This is a genomic window from Streptomyces racemochromogenes (assembly GCF_044129415.1).
In the GTDB taxonomy this organism is placed as follows: domain Bacteria; phylum Actinomycetota; class Actinomycetes; order Streptomycetales; family Streptomycetaceae; genus Streptomyces; species Streptomyces racemochromogenes_A.
Genome location: NZ_JBBDHD010000136.1, coordinates 1 through 17199, shown reverse-complemented (window position 1 = coordinate 17199; position 17199 = coordinate 1). Strand labels below are relative to the sequence as shown.

The 17199-nt window shown below is 74.3% G+C and carries 17 protein-coding genes and 1 pseudogene; 6 read left to right on the top strand and 12 right to left on the bottom strand.

Annotated features, from left to right (window positions below; translation table 11 throughout):
• Window positions 1-329 (top strand): annotated as a pseudogene (locus tag WDV06_RS31590) (hypothetical protein); the annotation flags it as partial.
• A gap of 120 nt (window positions 330-449) precedes the next feature.
• Here the strand turns inward: WDV06_RS31590 and WDV06_RS31585 are convergent.
• The 3 genes from WDV06_RS31585 to WDV06_RS31575 all read right to left on the bottom strand — a co-directional run bounded on the left by WDV06_RS31585 (window position 450) and on the right by WDV06_RS31575 (window position 3515).
• Window positions 450-1601: an ROK family transcriptional regulator gene (locus WDV06_RS31585; protein WP_395513234.1), complete on the bottom strand. Its 1152-nt coding sequence runs from the start codon at window positions 1599-1601 to the stop codon at window positions 450-452.
• Between the two features lie 77 nt (window positions 1602-1678).
• Complete coding sequence (locus WDV06_RS31580) at window positions 1679-2329, bottom strand: response regulator transcription factor (RefSeq protein ID WP_395513233.1); 651 nt, start codon at window positions 2327-2329, stop codon at window positions 1679-1681.
• Between the two features lie 4 nt (window positions 2330-2333).
• Window positions 2334-3515 carry a sensor histidine kinase gene (locus WDV06_RS31575; RefSeq protein WP_395513232.1) on the bottom strand — a complete coding sequence of 394 codons (1182 nt, stop codon included), beginning with the start codon at window positions 3513-3515 and terminating at the stop codon, window positions 2334-2336.
• Window positions 3516-3623: 108 nt separating this feature from the next.
• Between WDV06_RS31575 and WDV06_RS31570 the strand changes: the two genes are divergently transcribed.
• Genes WDV06_RS31570 through WDV06_RS31560 form a run of 3 tightly spaced genes read left to right on the top strand, consistent with a single transcriptional unit; the run spans window position 3624 to window position 5786 of the window.
• Window positions 3624-4535, top strand: a complete 912-nt coding sequence (locus tag WDV06_RS31570; protein ID WP_395513231.1) for an ABC transporter ATP-binding protein — start codon at window positions 3624-3626, stop codon at window positions 4533-4535.
• Window positions 4536-4558: 23 nt separating this feature from the next.
• Window positions 4559-5308 carry an ABC transporter permease gene (locus tag WDV06_RS31565; protein WP_395513230.1) on the top strand — a complete coding sequence of 250 codons (750 nt, stop codon included), beginning with the start codon at window positions 4559-4561 and terminating at the stop codon, window positions 5306-5308.
• Window positions 5309-5348: 40 nt separating this feature from the next.
• Window positions 5349-5786: a hypothetical protein gene (locus WDV06_RS31560; RefSeq protein WP_395513229.1), complete on the top strand. Its 438-nt coding sequence runs from the start codon at window positions 5349-5351 to the stop codon at window positions 5784-5786.
• Here WDV06_RS31560 and mug read toward each other — a convergent pair.
• The 5 genes from mug to WDV06_RS31535 form a co-directional block, all read right to left on the bottom strand.
• Window positions 5783-6322 (bottom strand): G/U mismatch-specific DNA glycosylase, encoded by a 540-nt coding sequence (mug, locus tag WDV06_RS31555; RefSeq protein ID WP_395513235.1) that lies wholly within the window; start codon window positions 6320-6322, stop codon window positions 5783-5785. The two genes, WDV06_RS31560 and mug, sit on opposite strands and share 4 nt — an antisense overlap.
• The gene (purB, locus tag WDV06_RS31550; protein ID WP_395513228.1) at window positions 6319-7752 is read right to left on the bottom strand and encodes an adenylosuccinate lyase; all 1434 of its coding nucleotides are present in this window, start codon (window positions 7750-7752) and stop codon (window positions 6319-6321) included. Before purB ends, mug begins: the two co-directional genes overlap by 4 nt.
• Window positions 7753-7824: 72 nt before the next feature.
• A complete protein-coding gene (locus WDV06_RS31545; RefSeq protein WP_395513227.1) occupies window positions 7825-8607 on the bottom strand; it encodes an SGNH/GDSL hydrolase family protein in 783 nt (260 codons plus the stop codon).
• Between the two features lie 72 nt (window positions 8608-8679).
• Entirely contained in the window at window positions 8680-9699 is a 1020-nt protein-coding gene (locus WDV06_RS31540) for a hemolysin family protein (RefSeq protein WP_395513226.1), read from the bottom strand.
• The gene (locus WDV06_RS31535; RefSeq protein WP_395513225.1) at window positions 9696-11036 is read right to left on the bottom strand and encodes a hemolysin family protein; all 1341 of its coding nucleotides are present in this window, start codon (window positions 11034-11036) and stop codon (window positions 9696-9698) included. The genes WDV06_RS31540 and WDV06_RS31535 overlap by 4 nt, the downstream gene beginning before the upstream one ends.
• A 235-nt stretch (window positions 11037-11271) precedes the next feature.
• Here WDV06_RS31535 and WDV06_RS31530 point away from each other — a divergent pair, with 235 nt between their 5' ends.
• A complete protein-coding gene (locus WDV06_RS31530) occupies window positions 11272-11697 on the top strand; it encodes a GNAT family N-acetyltransferase (RefSeq protein ID WP_395513224.1) in 426 nt (141 codons plus the stop codon).
• A gap of 40 nt (window positions 11698-11737) precedes the next feature.
• On the opposite strand, the gene WDV06_RS31525 is transcribed toward WDV06_RS31530, so the two are convergent.
• The 4 genes from WDV06_RS31525 to bioB form a co-directional block, all read right to left on the bottom strand.
• Window positions 11738-12397, bottom strand: a complete 660-nt coding sequence (locus tag WDV06_RS31525; RefSeq protein ID WP_395513223.1) for a class I SAM-dependent methyltransferase — start codon at window positions 12395-12397, stop codon at window positions 11738-11740.
• Window positions 12398-12716: 319 nt separating this feature from the next.
• Window positions 12717-13436: a dethiobiotin synthase gene (gene bioD, locus WDV06_RS31520; RefSeq protein ID WP_395513222.1), complete on the bottom strand. Its 720-nt coding sequence runs from the start codon at window positions 13434-13436 to the stop codon at window positions 12717-12719.
• Between the two features lies 1 nt (window position 13437).
• The gene (locus WDV06_RS31515) at window positions 13438-14772 is read right to left on the bottom strand and encodes an adenosylmethionine--8-amino-7-oxononanoate transaminase (RefSeq protein ID WP_395513221.1); all 1335 of its coding nucleotides are present in this window, start codon (window positions 14770-14772) and stop codon (window positions 13438-13440) included.
• On the bottom strand, window positions 14765-16027 hold the full coding sequence (bioB, locus tag WDV06_RS31510) for a biotin synthase BioB (RefSeq protein ID WP_395513220.1): 1263 nt from the start codon (window positions 16025-16027) through the stop codon (window positions 14765-14767). Before bioB ends, WDV06_RS31515 begins: the two co-directional genes overlap by 8 nt.
• Window positions 16028-16206: 179 nt before the next feature.
• Between bioB and WDV06_RS31505 the strand changes: the two genes are divergently transcribed.
• A partial coding sequence (locus WDV06_RS31505) for an aminotransferase class I/II-fold pyridoxal phosphate-dependent enzyme (protein WP_395513219.1) occupies window positions 16207-17199 on the top strand: 993 nt, incomplete at its 3' end.

Sequence of the window (17199 nt, the reverse complement as noted above, 5' to 3'; positions counted from 1 at the left end):
CCCCCCCGCCCCCCCCCCCCCCCCCCCCCCCCCCCCCCCCCCCCCCCCCCCCCCCCCCCCCCCCCCCCCCCCCCCGCGCCGTCCTGCGGGAACTCCAGCGGCTCGCGCTGGACGGGCAGGACCGCTCGGTGGAGCTGGGCTCCGCCCGAGCCGACGACGCCAAGGAACTGGACCGGCTGCCGGGCGCCCCGGTGCTCCTGGTCACCACCCGCTACTTCACGGCCGAGGGCACGGCCGCGGTCTCGGTGGCCACCTACCGCGCCGACACCTGCCGCCTGACCTTCGGCGACACGGGCATGGAAATCACCGAGACCCGGGCCGCCTCCTGACCGAGCGCACCGCGGGCGGGGCCGGATGTCGCACTGCGACACTCCGGTCCCGCCCGCGTTTGCGGCGCGCACAGCGCGGGGCGGGTCAGGGGCGGAGCCCCGGCCGGCGAACGGGCGCGGTCACCAGGCGGTGACGGTCTTCTCCACCGCGAACAGCTCCTGCTCCACGTGGTCCAGCGCGAGCCGCAACGCCCCCGTGGCCACCGCGGCCTCACCCAGCAGCGACAGGGCCACCCTCGGCGGCCGCAGGCAGTAACGCTCCAGCTCCCGCCGCAGCGGATCGAGCACCCCGTCCAGGCCGGCCGCCCACCCGCCGACCACCACCAGCTCCGGATCCATCGCCAGGACCAGCGCCGCCACGTCGTGCACCAGCCGCTGGAGGAACCGTTCCACCGCGGCCACCGCCCGCTCGTCGCCCCGTCTGGCCATCGCGAAGACCTCGGCGACCGCCGGTTCGTCCAGCGGGTGCAGCGGTTCGCCCGTCGTCGACAGCAGCCGTTCCGGGGTGGCCTCCCGACCCAGCAGGTGCAGCGCGCCGATCTCGCCCGCCGCCCCGCCGAAACCCCGGTGCAGCCGGCCGCCGATCAGGGAGCCCGCGCCCGGGCTGAGCCCGGCCATCACGAACACCATGTCGTCGGTGTCCCGCGCCGCGCCCTTCCAATGCTCGGCGACGGCCGCCGCGTTGGCGTCGTTCTCCACCCGGACCGGGCAGCGGAAGGAGCGGCGCAGCCGCTCGCCCAGGGGCAGGCCGGTCCAGCCGGGCAGGGCGGTCCCGAGGCGGACCGTGCCGTCGGCCTCCACGATTCCGGGGCTGCCGACCCCGACCGCCCGCAGCGAGTCGCGCGGGATGCCGGCCCGGCGGAGCAGATCGGCCACCGCCGCCCTGACCCGCTCCAGCCGCTCGTCGGCCGACGCGGTCTCGGACACGTCCTTCGTGCCGGCCCCGATCACCCGGCCGTCCAGCCCGGACAGCAGCACGGCGATCCGGTGCGAGCCGATCTCGATGCCGAGCAGGTGCCCGGCCTCGGCCCGGAAGCGGAACCTCCTGGCCGGACGGCCCTGCCGCCGCGCGCCTTCCTCGGCCTCGGCCTCCACCACCAGGCCGGCGCCCATCAGCCCCTCCACCACCCCCTCGACCGTCGGGCGGGAGAGCCCGGTCACCCGGGTGAGGTCGGTGAGCGTCGGCGATTCGGCCGCGCGCAGTGCGCGCAGCACCACGGCCGAATTGATCCGCCTGAGCAGAGAGGGATCCCCGCCGGTCAGCTGCCCCAACGTGTGTCCTCCCAGCTAGCGGCCCTGTCAGCCGGATCGTACTGCGCCCGCGGCGGCTCGGCGAGGAGCGGCCCCCCTCAGGCCGGAGAGACGAATCCGGACTCGTACGCGGTGATCACCGCCTGGGTCCGGTCACGCGCCCCCAGCTTGCCCAGGATCGCGCTGACGTGTGACTTGACCGTCTCCGTGCCCACGATCAGCTCGCGGGCGATCTCCACGTTGGTCAGCCCGCGCGCCATCAGCCGCAGGACACCCTCCTCCCGCTCCGTCAGCGCCGCCCGCTCCAGGACGGCCCGGGCCTGCCGGTTGCCGTACTCGGCGGCCAGGGACCGTACGGCGGAGGGGAACAGCAGCGACTCCCCCTCCGCCACCAGCCGCACCGCGTGCACGATCTCCGCGGGCCGGGACCGCTTCAAGAGGAACCCGTCCGCCCCCGCGCGCAGCGCCTGGTAGACGTACTCGTCGTTCTCGAAGGTCGTCACCACGATGATCTTCGGAGGCGAGTCCACCGAACGCAGGACCGCCCGGGTCGCCTCGATGCCGTCGAGCAGCGGCATCCGCACGTCCATCGCCACCACGTCCGGCCGCAGCCGGCGGACCAGGGGGACGACCGACGCTCCGTCCGCGGCCTCACCCACCACCTCGATGTCGGGCTGGGCGTCCAGGACGGCGCGCAGACCCGCGCGCACCAGGGGTTCGTCGTCGACGAGCAGTACGGTTACCGGCATCCGCTCAGCGTATTCGCTCCAGCGGAAGCCGCGCCCGCACCCTCCAACCGCCGTCGTGCGGACCGGTGTCGGCCCGGCCGCCCAGCAGCGACGCCCGCTCCCGCATGCCGCGCAGCCCGTTCCCCCCTCCCGTGCTGAACGAAGGGCGGTCCGGCAGCGGGTTCGTCACCTCCAGCTCCAGCCGGCCCTCGCCCATCTCGACCCGTACGCGGACGGGGACGGGGCCGCAGTGCCGCAGCACGTTCGTGAGCGCCTCCTGCAGGATCCGGTACCCCTCCCGGGTGACGGGGCCGGGCAACTTCTCCAGCGGGCCCCTCAGTTCGGCGTCCACCGCAGCCCCCGAGGCGCGGGCCGACTCCAGCAGCCGGTCCGCCTCCGCCAGCGTCGGCCGCTGGGAGGCGGGCTGCGCGGACTCCCGCAGCACCAGCAGCACCCGCTCCAGGTCCTCCAGCGCGGCCCGCCCCGTCTCCTCGATCGCCTGCAGCGCGCGGTCGGTGAACTCCGGATCGCCGGCGGCCCGCGCCGCCCCCGCCTGGACCACGGCGACGGTCAGCGCGTGCCCGATGGAGTCGTGGAGCTCGCGCGCGATGCGGGTCCGCTCCAGCAACTGCTCCGTACGCGCCTCCAGCGCCGTGAGCCGCTGCGCCGCCGACGGCCCCAGCAGCCGTCCGGCCACCAGGGTGACCAGCTCGCCGAGTACGAACACGACCACCATCAGCAGGACCAGGGGAAGGGGCGCCAACGCCGCCGCCGCCCACGGGGCGACCCCGTCCGGCAGGAGCCGCTCCAGCTCCCCGTTCGGCCCGTGCCCGCAGGCCAGGCTGATGAGGTCGACGGTGATGACCGGCAGCCAGACCGTGGCCCCCAGGGCGACCGCGGCGAAGAGCATCCTGGTCTCCAGCCACAGCAGGGTCCGCCAGCGGTCGGCCCAGCGGGCGGACGGCTCCGCGCTTATCGTGGCGTCCGCGCCGTCCCCCTCGTACGGGACGAGCAGGAACCGGGCCTGGAGCCCCTCGGCCGTCCGCACCCACGGGACGAACCCGAACGGCACCACGATCACCAGCGGCATCCACGGCTTGTCGGGGTCTATGAACAGCCAGACGGCCAACAGCAGCACGGGCACGCACAGGTGCAACCAGCGGGAATACGTCACCGGTTGGAACGGAGCGCGCAGAAGTCGGTACATGCCCTCATCGTCGCAGCGCCCCCTCACCGGGCGTCTCCCCCGTACGGGGGAGACGGGACCCTCGCATGGGGGAGGGAGGGGGTGGGGACCGGCGAGGAGTCTGGAGCCATGAACAGCATCGAGTTCCGAGAACTGACCAAGTCATACGGCGCCTCCCGCGCCGTCGACCACCTCACCTTCGACGTCCTGCCCGGCCGGGTCACCGGCTTCCTCGGACCCAACGGGGCCGGGAAGTCGACCACCATGCGCCTGCTGCTCGGCCTGGACCGCCCGACCTCCGGCACGGCCACCGTCGGCGGACAGCGCTACCGCGACCTCCAGGACCCGCTGCGCCGGGTCGGAGCGCTCCTGGACGCCCAGGCGGCGCACGGCGGGCGGACCGCGCGGGACCACCTGCGCGTGCTCGCGGCCGCCGGCCGCATCCCGGAGGGCCGGGTCCAGGAGGTCATGGAGCAGACCGGTATCGCTTCGGTGGCCGACCGGCGCATCAAGTCCTTCTCCCTCGGCATGCGCCAGCGCCTCGGCATCGCCTCGGCCCTGCTGGGCGACCCGGAGGTGCTGCTGCTGGACGAGCCCACCAACGGCCTCGACCCGGAGGGCATCGTCTGGATCCGCGAACTGCTGCGCGAGCTGGCCGCCGACGGCCGTACGGTCCTGGTCTCCAGCCATCTGATGTCGGAGACCGCGGCCTTCGCCGACCACCTGGTCGTCCTCGGACGGGGCCGCCTGCTGGCCGACACTTCCATGGAGGAGTTCATCGACGCCCGCAGCACCCCGCGGGTGCGGTTGCGCACCTCCGAGCCGGACCGGCTCCGGGCGGCCCTGTCCCGGCAGGGGTTCGAGCTGACCGGCGCCGGCGGCGGGCGCTGGACGGTCGAGGGCATACAGGCCGAGCGGCTCGGCCGGATCGCCGCCGGTGAGGGGGTCCCGGTCCTGGAACTCGCCGACGAACGGGTCTCACTGGAACAGGCCTACCTCGATCTGACCGCCGAACACGCCCAGTTCGCCGCCACCCGCTGACCCCCGCCCGAAGGAGGCACCGCATGAGCACCGCCCTGCCCACCCGCCCCGTCCTGCACTCGGAATGGATCAAGATACGGTCCCTGCGAGGCAGCTTCGCGGCCCTGATCACCATCCTGGCCGCGACAGCCGGCATCCAGGCGCTGGCCGCCGCCGCCATAGGCCGGGCCGAGAGAGGCGCCCTGGGGGAGGACCCCCTCTTCGCGGCCTACTACGGGATCCTCTGGGGCCAGATCGCCGCCATGGCCTTCGGCACGACCGTCCTGTCCGCCGAGTTCCACAACGGCGCCCTGCGCACCTCGCTGGCGGCGGTCCCCGGCCGTACCCGCTTCTACCTGTCGAAGATGGCCGTGATCGGCGGACTCGCCCTGGTCGTCGGCCAGGTCACCGGCTTGCTCACCTTCGTCGCCGGCCAGGCCTTCATGGGCCCGTACGCCATCCACCTCGGCGATCCCGGCACCTACCGCTCGATCGTCGGCAGCGGCCTGTACCTCACCCTGATCGCCTTGTTCGCGGCCGGACTGACCGCTGTACTCCGCAGTGGAGCGCTCGTGCTGAGCCTGCTCATACCCTTCGTGCTGATGGTGTCCTTCATCGTCGGCGCCGCCACCGGCGGGCCGGCCGAGTTCCTGCCGGACCGGGCCGGGCAGCTGGTGATGCACGGTCAGGCCGACGGCCGGCTCGGGCCGTGGAGCGGGCTGGGCGTGCTGGCCCTGTGGACGGGCGCCTCACTGACCGGCGGCTGGCTGGCGGTTCGGCGCAGGGCCGCGTGACGCAGGACCAGTTGTCAGTGGCCGCCGGAATACTGACGGCATGACCACGGCAGAGCACCTCGACACGATCGACCGGCTCCGGGCCGGGGAGTTCCCGACGGGGAGGGAGGGAGATCCAGGGCACAGCGCCGGGCCGGGACACCGTCTCGTCCTGCTCGGCCGGACCCGGGACCTCTGGGACGACGACGGTTCCGGCCGGGACGAGGAAGCCGAACAGATCGACGCCGAATACGGGGCCCTGACCCAGGCGCTGACCGACCGGTGGGGCGAGCCGCAGGTCTTCGCGGTCGGCTCGCTGCTGGACCGGGCGTTCGCGGGGGAGGAGATACCGCAGCCCTGGGACGAGGTCTCCCACACCACCGACCACGTGCACCTGTGGCGGGTCGGGGAGCGGTGGGTGGTGGTGTACGTCGCCCGGTGGGAGGCGGAGTTCCCCTACCTGCTGATGGCGGGGGTCACCGTCGTCGACCCGCCCTAGAGGCCCTCCGCGGCCTCGCGGAGCCGGGCGAACTCCTCGGCCATGGACGCCGCCGTCCAGTGGGCGTTGAGGCCGCTCGGGTTGGGCAGTGCCCAGATGCGGGTGGTGCCGATGGTGCGTTCCTGGGGGCCGATGACGGCTCGGGGCTCGCCGAACGCCGTGCGGTAGGCGGTGATCCCCACCACGGCCAGCCACCGGGGGCGCAGCCGTTCCACCTTCGCCGTCAGGATCCGGCCGCCCTCGCGGTACTCCTCGGCGCTCAGCTCGTCGGCGCGGGCGGTGGCCCGGGCGACGACATTGGTGATACCCAGGCCGTGGGCGAGCAGTTCCTCCTGCTCGGCGGGGGCCAGCAGGCGGGGGGTGAAGCCGGACAGGTGCAGGACCGGCCAGAAGCGGTTGCCCGGGCGGGCGAAGTGGTGGCCCGTCGCGGCGGAGAGGAGTCCCGGGTTGATACCGCAGAACAGCACACGCAGACCGCCCGCGACCACGTCGGGGAGGACGCGGTCGCGGGCGGCTTCGAGCTCTTCGGGGGTCAGAGGATCGACCCGGGGGCGTACCCGGCGGCGTCCGGGTGCTCCTTGGCGATGGCCTCGATACGGGAGACCACGTGGGCGACCTGATCGCCCGCGGCGCCCGTGAAGGACAGCTTGTCGGCCATCAGGGCGTCCAGCTGAGCGCGGTCCAGCGGCATCCGGTCGTCGGCCGCGAGCTTGTCGAGGAGCTCGTTGCGCTCCGCGCCCCGCTCGCGCATGGCCAGGGCGGAGGCGACCGCGTGCTCCTTGATGACCTCGTGTGCGGCCTCGCGGCCCACACCGGCGCGCACCGCGCCCATCAGCACCTTGGTGGTCGCGAGGAACGGCAGGTAGCGGTCCAGCTCGCGGGCCACGACGGCCGGGAAGGCCCCGAACTCGTCGAGGACCGTCAGGAAGGTCTCCAGCAGGCCGTCGAAGGCGAAGAAGGCGTCCGGCAGGGCCACGCGGCGGACGACGGAGCAGGAGACGTCGCCCTCGTTCCACTGGTCGCCGGCCAGCTCGCCCGTCATCGAGGCGTAGCCGCGCAGGATGACCATCAGGCCGTTCACGCGCTCGCAGGAGCGGGTGTTCATCTTGTGCGGCATCGCGGAGGAGCCGACCTGGCCGGGCTTGAAGCCCTCGGTGACCAGCTCGTGGCCCGCCATCAGGCGGATCGTCTTCGCGATCGACGACGGGGCGGCCGCCAGCTGCACCAGGGCGGTGACCACGTCGTAGTCGAGGGAGCGGGGGTAGACCTGGCCGACCGAGGTGAAGGCCTGGGAGAAGCCGAGGTGGGCGGCGATCCGCTGCTCCAGGTCGGCCAGCTTGGCGGCGTCGCCGCCCAGCAGGTCGAGCATGTCCTGGGCGGTGCCGACCGGGCCCTTGATCCCGCGCAGCGGGTAGCGCGCGAGCAGGTTCTCCAGGCGGTCGTAGGCGACCAGCAGCTCGTCGGCGGCGGTCGCGAAGCGCTTGCCCAGCGTGGTGGCCTGCGCGGCGACATTGTGGGACCGGCCGGCCATGACCAGCTCGGCGTGCTCGCCGGCGAGCTTGCCCAGGCGGGCGAGTACGGCGACGGTGCGGTCGCGGGCCAGCTCCAGCGAGAGCCGGATCTGCAGCTGCTCGACGTTCTCGGTGAGGTCGCGGGAGGTCATGCCCTTGTGGACGTGCTCGTGGCCGGCGAGGGCGTTGAACTCCTCGATCCGGGCCTTCACGTCGTGCCGGGTGACCTTCTCGCGCTCGGCGATGGAGGCGAGGTCGACGGTCTCCAGGACGCGCTCGTAGTCGGCGAGGGCGGCGTCCGGGACCTCGATGCCGAGGTCCTTCTGGGCGCGCAGGACGGCGAGCCACAGCCGCCGCTCCAGCGTCACCTTGTACTCGGGGGACCACAGGACGGCGAGCTCCGCGGAGGCGTAGCGGCCGGCCAGGACATTGGGGATGCGGGGCTTGGCTGTCACGTGTAGGGATTCTACTGGGGGCCGGAGCTGTGCGTTTACGCAGGTGGGGGCACCGCCCGCAATTGTGGCTTGCTACAAGAGCGGCGGGGTCGCGTAGGGCAGAAGCTCCGGACGCTTCGGCGGGCGGCCGTCTCCGGACGAGCGGCCCGTCAGGCGGCGGCCGATCCAGGGCAGCAGGTGCCGCCTGGCGAAGCGGAGGTCCTCGGTGCGCCGCACGGCCCAGCCCGGCGCGGGGGCGGCCGGCAGGGACCGCGTCCAGTCCTCCTCGGCGGGCAGCCCGAGGGCCTGCCAGACGGCCTCCGCCACCCGCCGGTGGCCCTCGGCCGTCAGATGCAGCCGGTCGGCGTCCCACAGGCGCGGGTCCCCGAGCGCCGGAGCCCCGTACAGGTCCACCAGCAGGGCGCCGTGGCGCGCGGAGAGCTCCTCCAGGATGCCGAAGAGCTCCTCCATCCGAGGCCGGAAACGTTCCATCACCGGGCCGTGCCGGCCCGGCGAGCGCATCAGGACGAGCCGCCCGCAGGACGGGGCCAGCAGCTCCACCGCGGCCTCCAGGTGGCCGCGCACGCGCCCCATGTCCACCTTGGGCCGCAGCGCGTCGTTCAGCCCGCCCACCAGCGTCACCACGTCCGCGCCCATCGCCGCGGCGGCCGGGGCCTGCTCCTCGGCGATCTGCCCGATCAGCTTCCCGCGCACGGCGAGGTTCGCGTACCGGAAGCCCGGCTCGCGCGCCGCCAGGCGGGCGGCGAGGAGGTCGGCCCAGCCCCGGTAGGAGCCGTCCGGGAGCAGGTCGGACATCCCTTCGGTGAAGGAGTCCCCGACCGCGACGAAACTGGTGTATGGCGCATTCATCTCCATGGCGGAGCGATGCTACCGCGCGGTACCCCGGCCCCGCAGGGCCGGGGACGGGACCGGCCCGTGCCCCGGAGGTCAGGCCGGGGCGGGCTTGCCGAAGAGCTCGCGCAGGACGTCCTCCATCGTCACCAGCCCCGTCATGGCCCCGTCCGCCCCGAGGACCGCCGCCAGGTGGGTACGGCTGGCCCGCATGGCGGTCAGCACGTCGTCCAGCGGGGTCTCCGCCCGCACCTGGGCGATCGGGCGCAGCTCGGCCACCGGGAAGGGCCGGTCCCGCTCCACCACGTCGAGGGCGTCCTTGACGTGCAGGTAGCCGAGGATCCGCCGCTGTCCGTCGACCACTGGGAAGCGGGAGTAGCCCGACTCCGCCGACAGCCGCTCCAGTCCGGCGGCGGTGATCCCCTGCCGGGCCGTGACCACCCGGTCCATCGGCAGCACCACGTCGGCCACGGGCCGCCGCCCCAGTTCCAGGGCGTCGTGCAGCCGCTCGCTCGCCCGCCCGTCGATCAGCCCGGCGTCGCTGGAGTCCTTGACCATCCGGGCCAGCTCGTCGTCCGAGAAGGTGGCCGCGACCTCGTCCTTCGCGTCCACCCGCAGCAGCCGCAACAGGGCGTTGGCGAAGGCGTTGATCGCGAAGATGACGGGCTTGAGCGCATGGGTCATCGCCACCAGCGGCGGGCCCAGCAGCAGCGCCGTGCGCACCGGCTCCGCCAGCGCCACGTTCTTCGGCACCATCTCGCCGAACAGCATGTGCAGGTAGGTGGCCAGAGCCAGCGCGATCACGAAGGAGATCGCGTGCGTCACCCCGGACGGCACCCCGACGGCGTCGAGCAGCGGGCTCAGCAGGTGCGCGATGGCCGGCTCGGCCACCACGCCCAGCACCAGGGTGCACAGGGTGATGCCCAGCTGGGCGGCCGCCATCAGCGCCGACACGTGCTCCAGGCCCCACACGACCGCGCGGGCGCGCCGGTCGCCCTGCTCGGCGTACGGCTCGATCTGGCTGCGCCGGACCGAGATCAGCGCGAACTCCGCGCCGACGAAGAAGGCGTTGACGACCAGCGTCGCCAGGCCGATCAGCAGCTGGATCGCGGTCATCGGTCCCCCTCCGGGCGCTCGTCGCCGGGCTCCTCGGCCGGTGCGTGCAGCAGCACGCGCGCGGCGCGGCGGCCGCTCGCGTCCACCACGTCCAGCCGCCAGCCGTCCAGCTCCATCCGGTCCCCGACGGCCGGGATCCGGCCCAGTTCGGCGGCTATGAGGCCGGCCAGAGTCTCGTACGGGCCCTCGGGCACCCGCAGTCCGATCCGCCGGAGCTGGTCGGTGCGGGCGGCGCCGTCGGCGGAGTACAGGGCGCGGCCTGACTCGTCCGTGCCGGCCGGCGCCAGGTCGGAGGTCTCGTGCGGGTCGTGCTCGTCGCGCACCTCGCCGACGACCTCCTCCACGATGTCCTCCAGAGTGGCCACGCCGGCCGTGCCGCCGTACTCGTCGATCACCACGGCCATCGTCTGCCTGCCGGACAGCCGGTCCAGCAGCCGGTCCACGGTCAGCGACTCCGGTACGAGGAGGGGCTCGCGCAGCAGCCGCGACACCGGGTGCCGGCGGCGCTCCTCGGCGGGCAGGGCCAGGACGTCCTTGATGTGGACGGTCCCGACGACGGTGTCCAGGCTGCCCCGGTAGACGGGGAACCGGGACAGGCCGGTGGCCCTGGTCGCGTTGGCCACGTCCTCGGCGGTGGTTTGTACGTCGAGGGCCGTGACCTGCACGCGCGGGGTCATCACGTTCTCGGCGGTCAGGTCGGCCAGGTTCAGCGTCCGCACGAACAGCTCCGCCGTGTCCTTCTCCAGCGCGCCCGCCTTGGCGGAGTGCCGGGCCAGGGCCACCAGCTCCTCGGGGCTGCGGGCGGAGGCCAGCTCCTCGGCGGGCTCCATCCCCAGCCGGCGCACCAGGTGGTTCGCGGTGGTGTTGAGGTGGCTGATCAGCGGCCGGAAGGTGCGGCTGAAGACCCGCTGCATGGTCGCCACGCGCTTGGCGACCGCCAGGGGGGAGGAGATGGCCCAGTTCTTGGGGACCAGCTCGCCCACGACCATCAGCACCACGGTCGACAGGACGGTGCCGAGGACCAGGGCGGTGGAGGAGGCGGCCGCGGCGGACAGGCCCATGGCCTGGAAGGGGCCCGTGAGCAGCGCGGCGATGGACGGCTTGGAGATCATGCCGATGACCAGGCCGGTCACGGTGATGCCGAGCTGGGCGCCGGAGAGCTGGAAGGTCAGGCTGCGGACGGCGGCCAGGGCGCTCTCCGCGCCGCGCTCGCCGCGCTCGACGGCCCGTTCGAGCTCGCTGCGCTCGACGGTGGTCAGCGAGAACTCGGCGGCGACGAAGACCCCGCAGGCAAGGCAGAGCAGCAGCGCCACGACGAGCAGGAGCACTTCGGTCATCGGTCGATCACCTCCGTCCCATGATCGGCCAGGGGAGGGGGTGCCGCGCGATGTCGCGCGCGGGAGTGCCGGTGACTGGGAGGCTCGCCCATGGGCGGACGCTCACACCTTTCGGTCGGGAGGGATCGGACGGGTGCCGAGGGGCCCGGGAGGGGCCCTGGCCACATGGTAAAGGAAAGGCAAAGGGAATGGCTCCTCCTTTTGGCCGAGTATGCGCGGATGGTGGGATCACCGCATGGACGATCTTCACCTCGGGCCTGCGGCCGCCGCGGACCTGCCCGCCGTGCTGGACTTCTGGAAGACCGCTGCCAAGGGCACGAGCATCAGCGACGACCTGGCCGGAATCGAGCGGCTGCACACCCGCGACCCGGAGGCCCTGCTGCTCGCCCGGCGCGACGGGGAGCTGGTCGGCACCGTCATCGCGGGGTTCGACGGCTGGCGCTGCCACCTGTACCGGCTCGCGGTCCACCCCGCGCACCGCCGGCAGGGGATCGGCTCCGCGCTGCTGGCCGCGGCCGAGGAGCGGTTCGGGGAGCTCGGCGGCCGGCGCGCCGACGCGATGGTGCTCGACGGGAACGCGCAGGCGCACGGGGCGTGGGACGCGGCCGGCTACCACCCCGAGGAGATCTGGACCCGCTGGGTCAAGCCGCTGAACGGGTGACGGCCCGTCCGGCGCGGTCCGCCGGCCGGGTGGGGCGCCGTCAGTCGTGGGAGCGCCGGGCCGAGCCGATGACGCAGTACGAGGTGGGCAGGGACGGGCCTCGCTCGGGCAGGCGGAAGGAGCGGTGCGAGGTGATCCGGAAGCCGGCCGCCTCGATCGCGGCGAGCGGGTCGCGGGCGGTGTGGCAGCCGCCGAACAGGCGGGGCCAGACCGTCCGGTCGAGCGCCCGCTGCACGGAGGCCATACCGGGGCCGGGGGCGATCCCGTGTTCCAGGAAGCGCAGCTCGGCGCCGGGGCGCAGCACGCGGTGCAGTTCGCCGAGGGCGCGCGGAAGGTTCCGTACGGTGCACAGCACCAGCGAGGCGACGGCGGCGTCGAAGGCCTCGCTCTTGACGGGCAGGGCCTCGGCGACACCGGGTACGAGGTCCACCGGCACCTCGGCGCGCAGCGCGGCGGAGGCCGCGAGGCGGCGCAGGGTGCGCTCCGGTTCCACGGCGACGACCTCGGAGACGGAGCGGGGGTAGTGCGCGAAGTTCAGGCCGTTGCCCGCGCCGATCTCGATGACGCGGCCGGACACCCCGCGCAGGAGCTCCTCGCGCAGGGCTCCGATCCCGGCCCGGGTCTCGGCGGCCGTGCTGGCGCGGGCGTAGAAGCGGGCGAAGCAGGGGTGGTGGACGGAATCGGGGGCTTGTGCGGGCATGGGCGGCCTCCGGGCGCGGATCGGGGGCTGACGGACGGACACACGTGTACCCTCCGGGGCCTGTTCCCCACCCGCCAGACCCGCCAAACCGCCCGGCCCGATCCCCGGGACCGCCCCGCCGACGCTCGGGACCGCCCCGCCGACCCGGGGGCCGCACGTCCCGGTGGTGCGACCGCCCCGCAAGGGCGCGGGACCGCCCCGCCGGGACGTGCGAAGTCCCTGCAGGCCCGCGAGAGCGGCCCCGCCGGGCCCGGGAAGCTCCCGTGCCGGCCGGGCGGAGGAGGGATCGCCTCCGGTGTCCGCCCGCCCCGGGAGGGCGTCAGGCCGGCCAGGCGGTCAGGAAGGCGTCCGCAGACCACGTGCCGCCCAGGGCCGGAGCCAGCCAGGTCGGGGAGGCCGTGCGGAAGGCGGCCGGGGGCAGGGTGCCCGAGCCCTGCGGGACGGCGCCGAGGAGCGGGAGGCCTGAGACCTCGGGGAGGTCGGCCAGGTTGCAGCGGGAGGCCAGGTCGGGGGAGTCCGGCCAGCTGCCCACCACCACGCCGAGCCCCCGCAGCCCGCGCGCGGTCAGGGCCTCCGCCGTCAGGGCCGTGGAGTTGAGGGTGCCGAGCCCCGCCGGGGCCACCACCAGCACCGGTGCCGCCAGCAGCCGTGCCGCGTCGGCCAGGGTGTGGCCCTGCTCGTCGAAGCGGACCAGCAGCCCGCCCGCACCCTCCACCAGCACCAGTTCGTGCGTCCGGGCCAGCTCCGCGGCCGCCTCGGCGATCCGCGACGGAGCGAGGGTCGGCAGCCCGGCGCGCCGCGCGGCGGTGTCCGGGGCCAGCGGCTCGGGGTAGCGGGCCAGCTCCAGCGCCGTCACGGACGGACCGGCCAGGCGTACGGCTTCGGCCGCGTCCCCCGGCTCGTCCGGCCCCACGCCGGTCTGCGCCGGCTTGAGCACCGCCACCGAACGCCCGGCCGCCACCGCGGCCGCCGCGATGGCCGACGTGACCACCGTCTTGCCGATTTCCGTGCCCGTTCCGGACACGACGATCACGGACATCTCAGCCCTCCCGGGCCGCGGCGACGGCCGCGCGGCAGATACGGGCGACATCCGCGTCGCCGGTGACGAATGGCGGCATGGTGTAGATCAGGTCGCGGAACGGGCGCAGCCACACGCCCTCCCGCACCGCGGCCCGGGTGGCGGCCCACACGTCGACCGGGTGGTCGAGCTGGATCACGCCGATCGCGCCCAGCACCCGTACGTCCTCGACCCCCGGCTGCCCGGAGGCCTCCGCGAGCCCTTCGCGCAGGCCCGCCTCGATCCGCTTGACCTCGCCCGCCCAGTCCTGGCCGAGGAGCAGGTCGACGGAGGCCAGGGCCACGGCCGTGGCGAGGGGGTTGCCCATGAAGGTCGGCCCGTGCGCCAGCACCGGCACCTCGCCCCGCGAGATCCCGTCGGCGACCTTCCCGGTGCACAGGGTGGCGGCGAGCGTGAGGTAGCCGCCCGTCAGGGACTTGCCGAGGCACATCACGTCCGGGGTGATCCCCGCGTGGCCGGCCGCGAAGAGCGCGCCGGTCCGGCCGAAGCCGGTCGCGATCTCGTCGAGCACCAGCAGCACCCCGTACTCGTCGCACAGCTCGCGCAGCACCCGCAGGTAGCCCGGATTGTGGAAGCGCATGCCGCCCGCGCCCTGCACCACCGGCTCCACGATCACCGCGGCCAGCTCGTCCGCGTGCGCGGCGACCAGGGAGCGCAGGTGGTCGGCGTACGCCGGGTCCACGGGGGAGTCGAAGTCCCCGGGCGGGGCGTCCGCGAAGACCTGCTGGGGCAGGTGGCCCTGCCACAGCTCGTGCATGCCGCCCTCGGGATCGCAGACGGCCATCGGCTGCCACGTGTCGCCGTGGTAGCCGCCGCGCCAGGTCATCAGCCGGGTCTTGCCCGTCCGCCCCAGCGAACGCCAGTACTGCAGGCACATCTTGACGGCGACCTCGACGGACACCGAACCGGAGTCCGCGAGGAAGACGTGCTCCAGCCCGGGCGGGGTGATCTCCACCAGCCGGGCGGCCAGCCGCACGGCGGGCTCGTGCGTGAGCCCGCCGAACATCACGTGCGACATCCGGCCCAGCTGGGCGGTGGCCGCCTCGTTCAGCGCCGGGTGGTTGTAGCCGTGGATGGCCGACCACCAGGAGGACATCCCGTCGACGAGCTCCTCCCGCCCCTGCGCCGGGGCGGCGAGCCGCAGCCGGACGCCCGAGGCGGAGGAGACCACGAGGGCCTCCTGCCGCCCGGGCATCGGACCGTACGGGTGCCAGACGTGCTGCCGGTCCAGGGCCAGCAGGCCGGCCGTGGACGAGGCGGCGTCGAGCGGGTCGTGCAGGGGGTACGGGTCACGCATTGGGGGCGAGATCCGTCCCCGCGCCGCGCCGGCGCACCGCCACCAGGTCCGGACGCACCTCGCCGGGCTCCGCCTGGGCCGGAGCGGCCTGCGCGGGGGCCTCCTGCGCGGGAGCGTGACCGGAGCACCCGCCGCAGGCCGAACCGCAGCCGGGGGCCTCGGCGTCCGCCGCCGGACCGCAGCCGCCGGAGCCCGCCGCCGAGCCGCAGACACCGCCGGCGTGGGCCGCGGCCGCCGCCTCGGCGGCGTCGGCGCGGTGCGCGGGCAGGGTGGTGGTGCCGGCGCCCTCCACCTCGAAGCCGGCGTCCGCGATCATGTCGAGGTCGGCCTGGCCGGCCTGGCCCTCACTGGTGAGGTAGTCGCCGAGGAAGATGGAGTTGGCGATGTGCAGGGCGAGCGGCTGCATCGAGCGCAGGTGCACCTCGCGGCCGCCGGCGATGCGGACCTCCACGTCGGGGCAGACGAACCGGACCATCGCCAGGATCCGCAGGCAGCGCTGCGGGGTGAGGTTCCACTCCTTGGCCAGCGGGGTGCCCTCGAAGGGGATCAGGAAGTTGACCGGCACGGAGTCGGAGTCCAGCTCGCGCAGCGAGAAGACGACGTCGACCAGGTCCTCGTCGCTCTCGCCCATGCCGGCGATCAGACCGGAGCAGGCCGACAGACCCGCCGCGTGCGCCTTCTGCACGGTGTCCACGCGGTCCGCGTAGGTGTGCGTCTTGGTGATCTGCCCGTACGTGGCCTCGGAGGTGTTGAGGTTGTGGTTGTAGGCATCCGCACCCGCGTCGCGCAGCTTCTCGGCCTGGCCGTCGGAGAGCAGACCCAGGCAGGCGCACACCTCCACGCCCTCGTTCTGCTCCTTGATCGCGGCGATCGTCTCGCCGACGCGGGCCACGTCGCGGTCCGTCGGACCGCGGCCGCTCGCCACGAGACAGACGCGCTTGGCGCCGCCGGCGACGCCGGCCGCCGCGGCCCGGGAGGCCTCGTCCGGCTTCAGCCACGTGTACTTGAGGATCTCGGCCTTCGACCCCAGGCGCTGGGAGCAGTACGAGCAGTCCTCGGGGCAGAGCCCCGACTTCAGGTTGACCAGGTAGTTCAGCTTGACGCGACGCCCGAACCACTGGCGGCGCACCTTGCCGGCCGCGGCCACCACGTCGAGCAGTTCGTCGTCGGAGGTCGCCAGTACGGCGAGCGCCTCTTCACGGGTCGGCAGCTCGCGCCGCAGCCCCTTGTCCACCAGGGTGTTCAGCAGGTCCATGCGCCCGATCCTGTCCCACGCGACCACTCCCGGCCAAGGAGAGATCGGACAACATGGCCGGAAGGGAGTGTGTGGATCGCCACACCGGCCCCTCGGGTCACGTCCGGATAGGGTCGAGCAGATCTGTCGACTGCCGACAAAACGCGAGACACATCGTGAGACGCGACGCGAGGACGCCGATGACCCAGCCCAGCCCGGAACCCGAGGACGTCTTCGCCTGGATCGACGGCGCGGAGCGGCGGCGCGAGGAGGCGGGACTGGTGCGGACGCTGCGCCCGCGCCCCGCCGGATCGCCCCTCCTGGACCTCGCGAGCAACGACTACCTCGGCCTCTCCCGGCACCCCGAGACCGTCCGCGGTGCCTGTGCGGCGGCCGAGCGGTGGGGTGCGGGGGCCACCGGTTCGCGCCTGGTCACGGGAACGACCGAGCTGCACACCGAACTGGAGCGGGAACTGGCCGCTTTCGCCGGTTTCGAGGCGGCCTTGGTGTTCTCGTCCGGATATGCCGCCAATCTCGCCGCGGTGACCGCGCTGAGCGGCCGGGGCGCGCGGGTCGTCTCCGACGCCGGGAACCACGCCTCGATCGTCGACGGCTGCCGGCTCTCGCGCGCGGAGGTCGAGGTGACCCCGCACGGCGACGTGGAGCAGGTCCGCAAGGCCCTCGCCGGGCACGCGGGCCGCGCCCTGCTGGTGACCGACTCGGTGTTCTCGGTCGACGGGGACGCCGCTCCGCTCGCCGCGTACGCCGCCGCCTGCCGGGAGGCGGGCGCCGCCCTGGTCGTGGACGACGCGCACGGGCTCGGGGTGCTGGGCGAGGGCGGCCGGGGCGCCCTGCGCGCCGCCGGGCTCGCCGGGGCGCCGGGGGTGGTCGCGACGATGACCCTCTCGAAGTCGCTGGGCAGCCAGGGCGGAGCGGTCCTGGGTCCGGCCAAGGTGATCCGGCACCTGGTCAACACCGCCCGCGCGTTCATCTTCGACACCGGGCTCGCTCCGTCCGCCGCGGGCGCGGCGCTGGCGGGCCTGCGGCTGCTGGAGCGGGAGCCGCAGCGCGCGGCCCGGGTCCGGGAGGTGGCCGCCGAACTGTACGGGGGGCTCACCGGGGGGGGGGGGGGGGGGGGGGGGGGGGGGGGGGGGGGGGGGGGGGGGGGGGGGGGGGGGGGGGGGGGGGGGGGG